The sequence below is a fragment of the Nitrincola sp. A-D6 genome, assembly GCF_000764495.1.
Lineage (GTDB): Bacteria > Pseudomonadota > Gammaproteobacteria > Pseudomonadales > Balneatricaceae > Nitrincola.
This window is the reverse complement of the sequence record NZ_JRLB01000103.1, coordinates 1-15159: the sequence shown is the minus strand read 5'-3', so window position 1 is coordinate 15159 and position 15159 is coordinate 1. Positions and strand designations below refer to the sequence as shown.

Here is a 15159-nt window from a genome sequence, read left to right as displayed (position 1 = left end):
TGAGTCGTATTAATGTCAGACAAACAGGTACCTGAAGGTGAATTAATTAAGTCCGCCAAAACGATTCAGCAGATGCTGTCCCGGCTAAGTGAACGTGCTACGCCTATTAGTATTCACCCGGATGGTTCCTCATGTACGCTAACCACTTACATCGCCAGCCTGGATGTACATCAAGGACTGATACGACTTGACGCCCCCCTACCACAACAACGTCATAATCTGCTCCAGGCACGCCAGCTGACATTGACTGCACGCTATAACGGCTGCTTATTGACACTACCCGGTATTGCCATGACACCCGCTGACACACAGGGTGAATTAACCTTTACGGCGGTGATTCCAGACATAATCTATTACCTGCAACGACGACGTTCATACCGGGCTCCAATTCGCCCACTGCTGGATATTTTTGCCAGCCTGCCCTTTGCGGATGAGGTAACAGTAACGGGACGGCTTAAAGACCTGTCTGTGGATGGCTGTCGCATTGAACTAAGCGGTCATCGGCTTGAAGATTTTCGTGATCTTTCGGAGGCTCTGCCACTATTACTCAGCTTTCCAGATACGAGTTGCTTCAGTGTCGATCTCAGCATCGTTCGCGCTGACTATGAATCAGCACGTGATTGCACTCACCTGGGTTGTTGTTTTACATCCTTAAGGGCTTCTCAGAAACAATACCTGTCACGGCTGGTAACTGATCTGCAACGTGACTACATCAACCACATGCGTAACGAGGGAAGCAATGCAGCAGGAACACCGGCCCTTTTCGTACCGGCGGAACACAGGGTCGTGGCTGGGAATACCCAACGTCCTTCCACCGAAACCTCTGCTGCACAACAAGCCAGTCCGGCAGATACATCTCCCTTAACACAAAAATCCACCTTTGCTGTTAGCGACGCTGTAGCACCCATTAATATACGCCGGGCACATCAATCCGGAATTACCGCTATCAAAAGCCTGATCACCCGCTTGCGCAGCGGTCAGGCTTTGCCAATTGAACAGGCGAAAGACGCATCTCAACAACTGTTACAGGCACTACGACAGGATTCTCAAGGGCTGGTGATCCTGTGTATTCCACGTGACTCACAAACCTTTCTGTTTCAGCATTCAATCAGTTTTGCCATCAGCCTGGCAGATACCCTTGCCACCCAGTACGGCGATCAAATCAAAGATGAGATGCTGGAAGGATTAATTCTTGGCGGCCTGTGCCATGAACTATCACGGGCGCTGCTACCTGATGGTATCCAGAGTGCCGTACTGGAATTTGACAAAGCAACCCGTCCAGCCCTCTCAGTTGCACACAAGCAACTGGTCAATCTATTAAATGCCTTACCCGATCTGGCCAATGAAACTCTCTACATAGTGCGTGACTGTCATGAACGCCTGGATGGCAGTGGTTTGCCCAATGGCCATAATGATCAGGCCCTCAATCGCGTCAGTAAACTGGCTGGCGTTATTTATGCACATGAGAAACTCAGCCAATGCTGGCATAACTGTGACTGGCATTACCATCCACTCAGAGCTTACAAACAACTGGCAGATATGCCAGATCAATTCCATCAGCCCAGCATGCGGCTACTGCTTAAACAGCAAGGTAAATACCCACTGGGTTCCTCAGTGCTACTGAATGATGCAACGGTGGCACTGGTGATGCGTCAGGATGCACATAAACATCCGTCACATCTGCGTATTGTCTATAATGCCAAATTCAACAGTCTGGTTCCGCCACGCGATCTGCTGTTGGCCGAGACAAGTGGCTGGAGATTGAACGCCCCGCCAATCCATTGCGTTATGAAATCAGCAGTCAATTGCTGAAGCTGCCGCTGAGAATATAAGAAAGGCCCTTGCGGGCCTTTGATGGAGGGCTTGTTTCAGAACCTAGCTGGTCGCTGGATTCGAAACAGGTTTGCTTCGCGCAGCACCCTGATCAGAGTTGCCACCCGAATGCATATCGGATGCCTGAGAAGCCGGGCCGAATTCTGGATAGGCGAGCATACCGCACTCATGGATATCCATACCTTCAAGCTCTTCTTCTTCACTGACACGCAGTGGCATCACTTTATTCAGAATCACCAGAACCACCATGCTGGCAGCAAACATCCAGGCGATAATAACCACCGTTCCAATCAACTGACCCATGAACGTGGCGTCTGGATTACTCAGCAATACCGCAAAAATGCCCCAGATACCGGCCGTACCGTGTACTGAAATGGCACCAACGGGATCATCCAGTTTAAGCTTGTCCAGCCCCAGTACAGAGACCACGACGACGATACCGCCGACAGCACCAATCAAAACGGCCAGGCCGGCACTTGGCATCAGCGGCTCAGCGTGATAGATACCAGACCCGCCAAAGCACCATTGATGGTCATGGTGATATCGGTTTTACCAAACAGGAACCGGGCAAACAGGGCGGCTACAACAGCACCGGCTGCTGCCGCGGCGTTGGTATTGACAAAGATCATCGCCACGGCATTGGCTTCTTCAACATTGGCGATTTTAAGCTCTGAACCGCCATTAAAACCAAACCAACCCATCCATAGAATAAACATACCCAGCGTAGCCATAGGCAGGTTAGCACCCGGAATAGCGCGCACTTCACCTTTAGGGCCATACTTGCCTTTACGGGCACCCACCAGTATCACCGCAGCCAGTGCAGCCGATGCACCCGCGGCATGCACGACAATGGAACCCGCGAAATCCTGGAAGCCCAGTTCATCCAGGAAGCCACCGCCCCATTTCCAGTAACCGGAAACCGGATAGATCACACTCACCATGAAAATTGCAAACACCAGAAACGGCCACAAGCGCATACGTTCTGCCACTGCACCCGATACAATCGACATGGTCGCCGCTGCAAACACTGCCTGGAAAATAAAGTCAGCCATATTGGAGTAATAAGGTGCATCCTCACCACCCAGGGTGACATCTTCGACGGTATTTTCTGCACCCAGCAGGAAGTCAATGCCAGGAATAACGCTGCTGATCGGGCTGCCCGGATACATAATGTTGTAACCGACAAAGAGATACGCCGTACAAGCAATCCCGTAGAGCAGTACGTTTTTATTCAGTATCTCCACGGTGTTTTTGCTACGCACAAGACCAGCTTCCAGCATAGCAAAACCCGCCGCCATCCACATGACCAGTGCCGTACACATCAGAAAATAAAAGGTATCCAGGGCATAGCCCAGTTCCAGAATCATGCCTTCCATCACAAGGTTCCCCCGCGTATAAATCTGTGGTTAAAGTGCATCATAGCCACCCCCTAGAATTAATTTTAAAGAAATATAATTTCTTTTAGATAAACATAATTTTATATGAAAAATTCATGCCATCTAAATATAATTTATATTTTTCAAATAATTAGAATGATATTTCGAACAATGTTGATAAACTCAATGCCCCATAAAGAAACACAGGTACAGCCTCGTGTTATATTTTTGTGCAACCGCACAGACCCCTGCCCCGGTTGCACAACTGACTAAGCTTTTTTAGTATCCCTGGCCCGGGATCCACTGCGTACCCGCCAAAGGCACACGTGCCATCGCCGCGGCTTCAACGGTCAAGGCCACCAGGTCTTCCGGTTCCAGGTTGCGCAGGTCATTCTTGCCACAGGCACGAGCCAGGGTTTGCGCCTCCAGTGTCAGCACCCGCAAGTAATTGGCCAGACGCCGACCACCCTCTTCCGGGTCCAGTCGTCCCATCAAATCCGGGTCCTGGGTAGAAATACCGGCTGGGTCCTTACCTTCATGGTAATCATCGTAAAAGCCTGCTGCGGAGCCAATTTTCTCGTACTCAGACTGCCATTTAGGGTGGTTACAGCCCAGCGCTACCAGTGCCGCCGTACCGATCGCCACAGCATCGGCTCCCAATGCCATGCACTTGGCCACATCCGCACCGTTACGTATTCCTCCAGAGACAATCAACTGTACCTTGCGGTGCATGCCCATCTCCTGCAAAGCTTGTACTGCTTGCGGAATCGCTGCCATGGTGGGAATGCCGACGTGCTCAATAAATACATCCTGAGTGGCCGCCGTTCCACCTTGCATCCCATCCAGCACGATCACATCAGCACCAGCTTTAACCGCCAGTTTGACGTCATAATAGGTACGCGTAGCGCCGATCTTGATATAGATGGGGACTTGCCAGTCGGTGATTTCGCGCAGTTCCTGAATCTTGATGGCCAGATCATCCGGACCCGTCCAGTCAGGGTGACGACAGGCCGAACGTTGATCCACACCTTTGGGCAGGGTGCGCATCATCGCCACACGGTCGGTAATTTTCTGCCCCAGCAGCATACCGCCACCACCGGGCTTGGCACCCTGTCCCAGCACCACTTCAATCGCATCGGCTTTGCGCAGGTCATCCGGGTTCATACCGTAACGCGATGGCAGGTACTGATACACCAGCTTGCTCGACTGGCCACGCTCTTCCGGTGTCATGCCACCGTCACCCGTAGTAGTTGATGTACCAACGGCGGATGCGCCACGTCCCAGCGCCTCTTTGGCGTTAGCCGACAAGGCCCCAAAACTCATACCTGCAATAGTGACCGGCGTTTCGATGACGATAGGTTTTTCGCGAAACGATCTCCCAGCACCACCTGGGTATTGCACTTTTCCCGATAGCCTTCGAGGGGGTAGCGCGACATGCTGGCCCCTAAAAACAGCAGGTCATCAAAGTGCGGCACACGGCGCTTGGCACCAAAACCGCGGATATCATAGATACCTGTGTCAGCAGCACGCTGAATCTCGGCAATGGTATGACGATCAAAGGTGGCTGACTCACGCAGTCCCGGTTTTACATTTATGTCACTCATGATGCTATCCTCAGTAAGCGGCCGCATTATCGACTTTGAAGTTGTAGAGATCACGGGCAGAGCCGTAGCGCTTAAAGCTGGTGGGGTCTTCATCGACACCGGCGCGGTTCAGCAAGGCACCCAACTCCTGGAGGTGCTCTTCACGCATCTCTTTTTCGATGCAATCCGCACCCAGCGACTTAACCTGTCCTTTAACATAGATATGCACTTCATAGAGCGAGTCGCCCAGGGCATCGCCAGCATCGCCACAGATCACCAGGTTGCCGGCCTGGCCCATAAAGCAGCTCATATGGCCGACATTGCCCTTGACCACAATATCGATGCCTTTCATGGAGATGCCGCAACGTGCCGCGGCATTGCCTTCGATTACCAACAAGCCACCATGGCCGGTAGCACCGGCTGACTGAGAGGCATCGCCCTTGACCCGGACACTGCCGGACATCATATTCTCAGCCACACCCTGACCCACATTGCCATGCACCACTACGTGGGCTTTTTTGTTCATTCCTGCACAGTAGTAACCGGCGTGACCGACGATATCGATAGACAGGTTCTGATCGAGTCCACAGGCCAGATTGTGCTTGCCCGCCGGATGGGTCACCTGCCATTCACGCTCGGTACATTGCAGCGCCTGATCATGCAGCGCCTGGTTAAGTTCACGCACACTACTCTGTTCTAAATCAATTGTTTTCATGCTCTTATTCCTCACTGACCTTGACGTTCCCAGGCATAAACGGTGGCGGGTTCCGGTTCCCAAACACGGGCATTTTCAATACCCGGCAAACTGGTCAGCGCCTGATATTCGGATGCCATGGCGACATAGTCATCAGTTTCCGCCAATACCGCCGGTTTGCAGGCGATGGGATCACGAATCACAGCAAAGCCATCACGGGTGCCGATGGTAAAGGTGAAGAAGCCATCCAGATCTTTCAGCGCACTTTCCAGCGCCTGTTTCAGGCTGTCACCCTGGCGCAAACGCCAGGTCAGATAACCCGCGGCCACTTCAGAGTCATTTTCAGTTTCAAAACTGATCCCTTCACGGCGCAGGTTTTCACGCAAGCGGTTGTGATTGGATAGCGAGCCGTTATGCACCAGACACAGGTCCATTCCGGTTGAGAAAGGGTGGCTACCTTCCATAGTGACCGCCGACTCGGTTGCCATGCGCGTATGACCGATAATATGACTACCCTGCATACCCGAAAGCGAGAAACGGCTGGCAATATCGACTGGCAATCCGACTTCTTTGAGAATTTCGATCGAACGACCCACACTCAGTACCAGCACATCCGGTGCCTGCTGGGCAAACCAGTCACGCGCAGCGAACTCTTCAGCCTCCAGCTTAAATACCGCCACATTGGCATTTTGAAACCATTCCAGACTGGCACTCAGTTGAGTTTTGGCCAGTTCAGCCAGGACTTCCCAATCAAAATCCGGATCCGGATGGCGCAGCGTCAGTTTGATATGCCCCTCAGCCACTTCATCACCGTAAATCGCAAAACCGGCACTGTCTGGGCCACGATCAGTCATGGCGATCAACATGGGTTCGAACAGCTCACCCAGGCGCGACTCCAGCGCCGGATTCTTCAGATACAGCCCTACAATTCCACACATATGCTTATCCTCTACAAAGCCAGATCAGAAAAATTCCGCGTACTGTTTCAGTTCCCAGTCGGAGACATGACGGCTGTACTCCACCCATTCCATACGCTTGATATTGATAAATTCCTGTACAAAATCAGCACCCAGAGCCTCACTGAACATGGTGTTGGCTTCCAGCGCGTTAATCGCTTCATCCAGGTTCTGCGGCAGGATGCCAATGCCCTTTTCCAGGCACTGCTGGCGATCCAGTTCATACAGGTTGATGTTATGCGGCTCACCAGCTTCCAGTTCACGCTCGATACCATCCAGACCGGCGGCGATCAGTGCCGCATGTACCAGATAGGGGTTACAGCCGGAATCCGGCAGGCGGAACTCCAGGCGACCATAAGGCACACGTACCATGGCGGAGCGGTTGTTATCACCATAGCAAATATAGGCAGGTGCCCAGGTAGAACCGGACAAGGAGCGTCCAACCACCAGGCGTTTGTAGGAATTAACCGTCGGTGCCGCAAAGGCACACAGGGCTGGAGCGTGATGCAGCAGACCCGCGGTAAAGTGATAGGCCATCTTCGACAGGCCCATCCCCAAAGGATCACTGTCATCGTTAAACAGGTTACGGCCGGTTTCATCACAGATGGAGAGATGGAAGTGCATACCGTTACCAGTACGGCTGGAATCAGGCTTGGGCATAAAGGAGCAGACCATGCCCAGCTTGTTGGCGATTTCACCGGCAGCCATACGCACAAAGGTAAAGCGATCGGCCGAGGTCAGAGCATCACTGTAGGTGTAGTTGATCTCAAACTGACCGTTGGCATCTTCGTGATCTATCTGATAGACATCAAAATCGACAGCTTGCAGCGATTCAACCAGTTGCTCCAGAAACTCACGTGAGCGTGACAGGCCTTTATAGTCATAGCAGGGCTTATCCAGCACATCACTCTCATCAACCGGAATGAGCTTGCCATCGGTTGATTTGCGGAACAGTGAGAACTCGGGTTCCAGCCCGCTGTTCAGCGTCCAGCCCCGTTGCGTCAGTCGTTCCAGCTGTCGCTTCAGCAGTACCCGGCTGCAATAGCCATGTGGTTTATTATTCACATAACCATCACAAGCCAAACGGGCATAACCTGGCTGCCAGGGCACGGCACTGAGGGTATTCAGATCTCCCCGTGCCATAAAGTCCGGGCCGTGTGGCTCCATACCCATGCCCCAGACCGCAAAACCGGCAAATCCAGCCCCCTTTTCCACTACATCCATTAGCGTATGTACCGGTACGGATTTGGTCTTGGCCACACCGTGAATATCCACAAACTGGGCCAGTACGTATTTAATCTGTTTCTCTGTGATAAAGCTCTGAACGTCTGTGGGTAGCATTATGCACCTCCTGGGTAAGCTGAAGTCGGACCGACATCGGCGATGACGGCATCCAAGTTTTCTTGCAGGTATTGGGTAAATCCGGGATCACAACCGATCAGCAAGCGCGTCTCAGGTTCTGTGGTCAGATACAGCCAGCAGTTCACCCCGGCGACGGCCAGCATCTGCCAGTCACCAGGTTGCATCTGCCGAAAATCAAACTGGCAAACTTGCGCCATCACCGCCATCCAGGCCGCACCACTGAGTTGAAAAATGCAGTCATGACGGCGAAAGCACCAGTCAGCATGTGGCTGACGGACGTCAGGCAGTACAAAGGCCATAAACTCATCGCGGCCGGTTTTAGCGACCAGATTGCCGCCGTGCATAACAACCTCAAATACGTGTTCTGGCACCGGCAATTCAGCCTGCTGCAGCGCCGTGCTACTCTCTGGACCGGTCAGTATCCAGCCTTGCCAGGTATCTAGCGGAGTCAGTTTTAATGCACTCATCAGGCAACCTCCTCGATATCAACACGCTGACGTGCCCCTTGCGGGTCATAAAAGGGCAGATCACAGAGGGTCGCAGACAGCAACTCACCCTGATCGGTACGGATTTGAATCGTTTTCAATTGATCGGCCAACGGCAGATCCAGCATCGCCAGCCCGATCACACAGCCCAGGGACGGGCTAAAGGCGACACTGGTCACCCGACCCACCATCTCGTCGGCCTCCAGGATCAGGTGGCACTCTTTAACCTGCTTCTCCGGTGCGCCTTCAGCCAGGCGAAAGCCCACCAAACGGCGTTTACAGCGATCTTTCAGCAATGCCAGTGAGGGTTTGCCGGTAAACCAGAGTTTTGACTTCAGTGGTACCGCCCAGCTCATGGCGGCTTCAAAAGGATTGGTTAAGCCATCGGTATCCTGACCAACGATAATGTGGCCTTTTTCCAGTCGCAGAATACGCTGTGCTTCAACACCAAACGGGCGAATACCCACAGATTCACCGGCTTGCATCAGCGCTTGCCATACAGCTACAGCGGCGTTGTGTGGCAGATGTATCTCGTAGCCCAGCTCACCGACAAAGCCCACGCGGATCAGGCGTACGGGGTAACCGCACAACTGACCTTCGCGCATGCCCAGGTAGGGAAAAGCCGCTTCATCCAGATCGATATCTGTCAGGGCAGACAGGATACGGCGGCTATGAGGCCCGGCCAGATTCATCGCCGCCAGTGAACCGGTGCGGTTAACCAGCCGCACATTCAGACCACAGAACTGAATCTGCTTGGACAGAATTTTAAAGGTGGCATCCGCATGACTGGTGGTTGCGGTAACATAAAACCTGTCTTTACTGACACGCGCGACAATACCGTCATCGATAATAACGCCGGAATCATCCACCATCAGACCATAGCGGGTCATACCTATCGCCAGGCTGGACATTTTCATGGTGTACACCAGATCCAGCAGGCGCTCAGCATCCGGACCCATCACCTCGATTTTGCCCAGGGTGGACACATCGATCAGCCCCAGCCCCTGACGGACCGCCAGCACTTCGTTGCGGATGCTGGCTTCACGCTCGGCAACCGAACCATAGTATTCCGGCCGCAACCAGACACCGGCCTCCATAAACTGAGCGCCCAATACCAGGTGCAGCGAGTGCAAAGCTGTGAGGCGCTCCGGACGAAAGCGCCGTCCGGCCAGTGCCGACACAGGTACCGGATGAAAGAACGGACGTGCGGTGGTGGAACCGGCCGCATCGATGCCTATGCCATGGTGCCGCGCCAGCACACGAATGGCATTCATATTGGCGTGTTTGCCCTGGCTTGGCCCCATACCCACGGTGGAAAAGCGCTTTAGCAATTCGATATTGTCAAAGCCTTCTGTCATCGCATTACTGAGATCCTTGAGCTGCAGATCTTCATCAAAATCGATAAAGTTTTTACCCTTGGGATGCTCAATGATCGGCCAGGGGTGGCTGTGCGGCTGGCTGTCACGAAAAATCGTCAGGTCACGCGGCTGTGGCTGGCCAGCCAGCCAGGCGACAGCTTCAGCGGCCGCCGCTTTGGCATCGGCAAGGCGTTGTGCCAGGGTAAAGGCACCATTCAGTCGGCCACAGGCAAAGATGCCTTCAGGTAAGTGTGCGGGCAAGAGTTGCTCCAGACCTGAGTCATAAGCCAGCTTGCCACCGGCCTGATAGATCAGCTGTGCCGCCGGCGCCCAACCCATGCTCATCAGCAACAGGTCGCAGTCAAAGTGCTGCAGATGAGCCGGATCACACTGACCCTTTGAGGCAGCAGCCAGTTTGACGCCGGTCAGGCTCTGGCGACCCAGCGCTTCGTATACCTGGGTCTGCTGGAGCACCTTAATTCCTTTAGCCATCACCTGCTTGGCGCAGTCACCGCGCAGGCCAGGCTCACCAGGATCAGCAACCGCCACCACATCCACACCGGCTTCTAACAGATCCAGCACCGCCCGGTAGCCTTCCTCATTGGCACTGAATACCACCGCACGCTGCCCCGGTTTAACCGCATAGCGACTGATCAGGCGCTGTGCGGCAGATGCCATCATCACCCCTGGCAGGTCATTGTTACGAAACACCGCAGGCTGCTCCATCACTCCACCGGCATGAATCACACCACGGCTACGCAGCTTGATGATGCCCTGGGGTGTCAGTAAAGGCAGGTAATGATCGGTATACCAGCCACATGCCAGGGTTGAGGTGAGCACGCGAATATTCGGGTGTTGTGTCACACTGTCTTTCAGTCGCTTGCGTTCGGGGGCCACACTGGGGTCATTCGTCAGCTGGTAGTCCAGGCTGCCACCGATATGCGGATTTTCATCCACCAGCACTACATCCAACCCGGCCTCAGCAGCACTGAGCGCCGCCTGCATTCCCGATGCACCCGCACCTATCACCAACAGATCAGCATAGGCATAGGACTTGGCCTGACGTTCAACCTGCCAGGCGGTATCCACCTGCCCCAGGCCGGCTTTTTTACGGATCAGCTTTTCCCATAACGGAAATAACTGCCGCGGTTTATAAAACGCCTTGTAATAAAAGCCCACCGGCATAAAGCGTGACAGCCAGCCGATGCGACTGTCGCTATCACTATCCAGGGTACCGTTCACATTACAGGGAGTGAGTGATAATCCTTCAGTCACCTGGGTGACATCCCCACGGATATTAGGTCGTGCGGATGACTGAAACAGCGCATTAACGTCATGATCAGCCAGGGTCAGCACACCGCGTGGACGGTGGTATTTAAAGCTGCGCCCCAGTACACGGCGACCCTCTGCCAGCAATGCCGAGCTGATGCAGTCACCCTGATAAGCCTTACAGGGCTTACCTTCCAGGGTAAATTCCAGGGTTTCAGACCGGTCAATCCACTCCAGTGGCTGGGGTTCAAGACGGTAGTTCATACTGCACCTCGGAGATATCAATATGGCCGGTCACCCGGTCGGTCAGGGTATCGCGCAACAACACATACCAGCGGCCACTGGGGCGGTGATACCACCACTCCTTCAATACGCCGGGAGCGCCGTTGCGATTAAAGACATAGTCACTCCAGGTGGACTCATCAGCATCTATTGGCGGCACACGCACCTCGCCCATATAGTCAAATTCACTGATCGGGCGTGAGCCGATGACTGGGCAATCGAGTAGTTTCAACGTCGTCTCCTCAATGTCCGACCGATGCCGCTCCCTTCTCACCGACCAGATCAAAGTCAGCAAAACGGGATAAACGGAAAGGTTCGATAAGTTCGTGATTACGATCATTGGCCAGGGTCCAGGCCAGGGTTTTGCCACTCACCGGTGTCGCCTTAAAGCCCCAGGTGCCCCAGCCAGCGTCCAGATAAAAGCCTTCCAGTGGGGTTTTGCCCATAATCGGCGCAAAGTCCGGGGTGATATCGCTCATGCCGGCCCACTGGCGCATCATTTTCAGGCGGCTGACAAACGGAAACAGGTCCAGCATCTTGTCGGCCAGGCCTTCAGTGAAATCAAAACTTGAGCGGGTTGAATGCAGCACAGAGGGGTCTACCGACGCCCCCATAACCAGTTCACCACGTGACGACTGGCTGACATACACATGCAAGCTGCCAGACACTACAATGGTGTCCATAAACGGCTTCACCGGCTCGGTGACACAGGCTTGCAATGGAAAGATCTCGATAGGTGTGCGGATACCCACCATCTCGGTGATACGGGGCGTGGACCCGGCCACCATTGACACCACTTTGTTACAGCTGATGCTGCCACGGTCGGTATCCACACCACAGACCTTGTTACCCTGGGTACGAATAGCGGTCACCCGGGTTTTCTGATGGATTTCCACACCGCGGTTATAGGCACCCCGGGCATAACCCCAGGCCACCGCATCATGGCGGGCTACAGCACCGGGGGCATGGTACAGCGCTCCCATCACCGGGCTGTGACCGGCACAATCCAGATCCATATAGGGTACTTCCGAGGCGATCAGCTGGCGATCCACCACTTCACTGGCAATGCCCATATGCTTGTTCACCTCAGCACGCCAACGCATGGTGCGCAGCGCGCTATCGGTATGCGCCAGAGTGAAATGACCGCGGGTGGAGTAGAAGATATTCAGATCGAAATCATCGGCCAGATCTTCGAAGAGTTTTACACTGGTGTCGTAGAACCTAACCCCTTCCGGAGTGAGGTAATTGGAACGCACAATGGTGGTATTACGGCCGGTGTTACCACCGCCGATATAGCCTTGCTCCAGCACCGCCACATTGGTAATGCCATGCTCCTTGGCCAGGTAATAGGCACAGGCCATCCCATGCCCGCCACCACCGATAATGACCACATCGTAGTGTGGTTTAAGCGGCTGAGTATCCGGAAAAAAACGCGGCTCATTATGCGATTGGCTGAAGCCATATTTAAGTAAACGCCAGGGCATAGTGCTCTCCTAGGCAAACACAACGGTTTTATTGCCATACACCAGCACCCGGTCTTCCAGGTGATAGCGCAACCCACGCGCAAGCACGTTTTTTTCCACGTCCTTGCCAATGCGAACCATATCCTCGGTACTGTTGTGATGATTGACTCGGGCAACGTCCTGCTCGATGATCGGACCGGCATCCAGCTCCGAGGTCACGTAATGGCAGGTAGCACCGATGAGTTTCACTCCCCGTTCGGCGGCCTGATGATAAGGGCGCGCGCCAACAAACGAGGGCAGGAAACTGTGATGGATATTGATGATGCGACCCGGATAGTCTTGGCAAAGCTGTGGCGGTAAAATCTGCATATAACGCGCCAGCACCACCGCATCCGCATCAACTGCCGCAACCTGTTCACGCACCGCTTCAAAGTGGGGTTCTTTGTTGTTCGGGTCTACCGGCAGATGCAGGTAGGGAATGCCATGCCACTCGACATAACTGCGCAGATCATCGTGATTGGAGATGACACAGGGAATATCAAATGCCAGATCACCACTGCGCCAGCGGTAAAGAATGTCAGATAAACAGTGCGCCTGTTTTGACGCCATCAGCACCACTTTTTTGGCGACAGCGGAATCGGTAACATACCAATGCATACCAAAACGTTGCGCAATCGGTGTAAACTCTTGCTTAAAGCCCTCAAGGTCGTAAGGCAAAGAGCTGGCCAGAATTTCGTAGCGCATAAAGAACTGTTGACGCTCGGCATCGGCAAACTGGTGTGCTTCGGTGATCCAGCCACCTTGATCGGCTATGAAGCGACTGACACTGGACACTATGCCCACTTGATCAGGACAGGAGATAACCACCCGGTAGGTTCTTTCCATTGCTGCAATCCTGTTATTTACTTTAAAGAAAATTAGTTTCCTTTAAGTAAAGCAACAAGCTTGCCAGCTTTGACGCCTATGCGCATAAATTGCACATGTAAGGGGATAAATACCTGAAAATATTACTTATGATAACTTTATTATATTTTCAGGAAACTTTGCATTCCAGAAAGTCTCTGAATTATTAGAACATTTACGCGATTAATCGCACCCGGATTGGGCATAAATACAACAGCTTGCACCAAAGGAAGGCAGATATGCAGACACGTCAAGATCCCAAACTCAGGCTTGAACAGTACATAGGCATGAAAGTGAAACGTAAACGCGTTGAGCAGGGCCTGAAGATTATTGATGTGGCGCGTATCGCCAATTTGAGCCAGGGCATGGTCAGTAAAATCGAAAATGCCCAGGTGTCCACCAGTCTGGATACTCTGAGCCGTCTCTGTGATGCCATAGGACTGACTATTTCTACGCTGTTCAGCGACTATGATCGCCCTGAAGGTGGCGCACAGCTGACCCGTTCAGGCGAGGGCATGGAGGTGGTTCGTCGTGGTACGGAGAAAGGCCACACCTACCAATTGCTCAGCTACCAGCGCGGCAACAAGAAAAGCTACGAGCCGTTTCTGATCACCATGGACGATGCCGCCGAGGTCTTCCCGACCTTCTCTCATCCAGGTCAGGAGTTTATCTACCTGCTGGAGGGGGCCATCCTCTACCGCCACGGTAACCATCTGTATGAGATGGGCCCAGGTGACAGCCTGTCATTTGATGCTGAAGTACCTCACGGTCCTGAACAGCTGATTCAGGTACCTATCCGGCTACTCTCTATCATTCATTATGATGATGCTGAGTAAAGCCTCGAAATAACGCTGGCTTGATTAACATCAACAAGCCTGGCGTTAAATCCGATTACTATGCTCAGCAACGGCTTATTAAGGAGACTCCATGTTTATTGCGCTTCCGCGTCGCCTGCCGACGCCTGTCCGTATGATTCATCATCTGGACCGCTGGACACCACTGCGCCTCAAGCGGCAACTGCTGGAGCCTCAGCTTAATCAGTTGTTCGGGGACTATATTGCGGCGGGTGAATTTGATCTGCTCGAGGGGCGCTTTATCAGCCTGAGACTACGTGATCTGGATATCAGCATCACCCTGACACTGGCAAATGAACGACTGCAGTTAAGTCAGTTGCCGGGCGAAGTTGAGATCAGCGGTGATCTGCCCACCTTTTTACAGCTGGCGCGCCAGGAAGCCGATGCGGACGGGTTATTCTTTCAGCGTAAGCTGCTGCTGGAAGGTGATACCGAACTCGGATTGGGCGTACGTAATCTGCTCGACAGCCTGGAATGGTCGATTCAGGATTCGCGTTTAGGGGCGATAGCCTTGCGCCTTGAGGTACTGCTGCGCCAGAGACTTCCAGGCGCAGAGCGCTGGTTTGGTACAGCCTGATATCCCATCAGGCTGTAATGCTTAGCTGCCGGAGTCAACCTGCTCCATACCCGGACGACCAAACCAGTAGCCATTGCAATCCATCTGATCGTGCAGCGGGATGCTCGCTTCAACCGGTGTCCACCCATGACGCAGCTGATCAAAGTGACTGACCACCTCAGCCA

The 15159-nt window shown here is 53.4% G+C and carries 13 protein-coding genes and 1 pseudogene; 3 read left to right on the top strand and 11 right to left on the bottom strand.

All coding sequences use genetic code 11. The annotated features are described in order from the left end of the window. The first annotated feature begins 12 nt into the window (after nucleotides 1–12). The gene (locus tag LH51_RS16650; protein ID WP_036524322.1) at nucleotides 13–1812 is read left to right on the top strand and encodes a flagellar brake protein; all 1800 of its coding nucleotides are present in this window, start codon (nucleotides 13–15) and stop codon (nucleotides 1810–1812) included. A 63-nt stretch (nucleotides 1813–1875) separates the two neighbouring features. Here LH51_RS16650 and amt read toward each other — a convergent pair. The 11 genes and pseudogenes from amt to purU form a co-directional block, all read right to left on the bottom strand. Beyond that, nucleotides 1876–3209, bottom strand: a pseudogene (gene amt, locus LH51_RS16645) (ammonium transporter). A 279-nt stretch (nucleotides 3210–3488) separates the two neighbouring features. Beyond that, nucleotides 3489–4532, bottom strand: a complete 1044-nt coding sequence (locus LH51_RS16640) for an FMN-binding glutamate synthase family protein (protein WP_235263802.1) — start codon at nucleotides 4530–4532, stop codon at nucleotides 3489–3491. After that, entirely contained in the window at nucleotides 4529–4813 is a 285-nt protein-coding gene (locus LH51_RS23115; protein ID WP_235263801.1) for a hypothetical protein, read from the bottom strand. Before LH51_RS23115 ends, LH51_RS16640 begins: the two co-directional genes overlap by 4 nt. 10 nt (nucleotides 4814–4823) lie before the next feature. Beyond that, a complete protein-coding gene (locus LH51_RS16635) occupies nucleotides 4824–5507 on the bottom strand; it encodes a protein glxC (protein WP_036524318.1) in 684 nt (227 codons plus the stop codon). 11 nt (nucleotides 5508–5518) lie between these two features. Continuing rightward, a complete protein-coding gene (locus LH51_RS16630) occupies nucleotides 5519–6424 on the bottom strand; it encodes a class II glutamine amidotransferase (RefSeq protein WP_036524315.1) in 906 nt (301 codons plus the stop codon). A gap of 24 nt (nucleotides 6425–6448) precedes the next feature. Next, nucleotides 6449–7783 carry a type III glutamate--ammonia ligase gene (gene glnT, locus LH51_RS16625; protein WP_036524312.1) on the bottom strand — a complete coding sequence of 445 codons (1335 nt, stop codon included), beginning with the start codon at nucleotides 7781–7783 and terminating at the stop codon, nucleotides 6449–6451. After that, the gene (locus tag LH51_RS16620) at nucleotides 7783–8271 is read right to left on the bottom strand and encodes a hypothetical protein (RefSeq protein WP_036524309.1); all 489 of its coding nucleotides are present in this window, start codon (nucleotides 8269–8271) and stop codon (nucleotides 7783–7785) included. Before LH51_RS16620 ends, glnT begins: the two co-directional genes overlap by 1 nt. Beyond that, on the bottom strand, nucleotides 8271–11180 hold the full coding sequence (locus LH51_RS16615) for a glycine cleavage T C-terminal barrel domain-containing protein (protein WP_036524307.1): 2910 nt from the start codon (nucleotides 11178–11180) through the stop codon (nucleotides 8271–8273). Before LH51_RS16615 ends, LH51_RS16620 begins: the two co-directional genes overlap by 1 nt. Further along, on the bottom strand, nucleotides 11164–11430 hold the full coding sequence (locus tag LH51_RS16610) for a sarcosine oxidase subunit delta (protein WP_036524304.1): 267 nt from the start codon (nucleotides 11428–11430) through the stop codon (nucleotides 11164–11166). The genes LH51_RS16615 and LH51_RS16610 overlap by 17 nt, the downstream gene beginning before the upstream one ends. A 10-nt stretch (nucleotides 11431–11440) precedes the next feature. Then, nucleotides 11441–12682 carry an FAD-dependent oxidoreductase gene (locus LH51_RS16605; protein WP_036524301.1) on the bottom strand — a complete coding sequence of 414 codons (1242 nt, stop codon included), beginning with the start codon at nucleotides 12680–12682 and terminating at the stop codon, nucleotides 11441–11443. 9 nt (nucleotides 12683–12691) lie between these two features. After that, a complete protein-coding gene (purU, locus tag LH51_RS16600; protein WP_036524298.1) occupies nucleotides 12692–13546 on the bottom strand; it encodes a formyltetrahydrofolate deformylase in 855 nt (284 codons plus the stop codon). Nucleotides 13547–13803: 257 nt separating this feature from the next. Here purU and LH51_RS16595 point away from each other — a divergent pair, with 257 nt between their 5' ends. Beyond that, complete coding sequence (locus LH51_RS16595) at nucleotides 13804–14400, top strand: helix-turn-helix domain-containing protein (RefSeq protein WP_036524297.1); 597 nt, start codon at nucleotides 13804–13806, stop codon at nucleotides 14398–14400. A gap of 91 nt (nucleotides 14401–14491) precedes the next feature. Then, nucleotides 14492–14995 carry a ubiquinone anaerobic biosynthesis accessory factor UbiT gene (gene ubiT / locus LH51_RS16590; RefSeq protein ID WP_052063876.1) on the top strand — a complete coding sequence of 168 codons (504 nt, stop codon included), beginning with the start codon at nucleotides 14492–14494 and terminating at the stop codon, nucleotides 14993–14995. The last annotated feature ends 164 nt before the right edge of the window (nucleotides 14996–15159 follow it).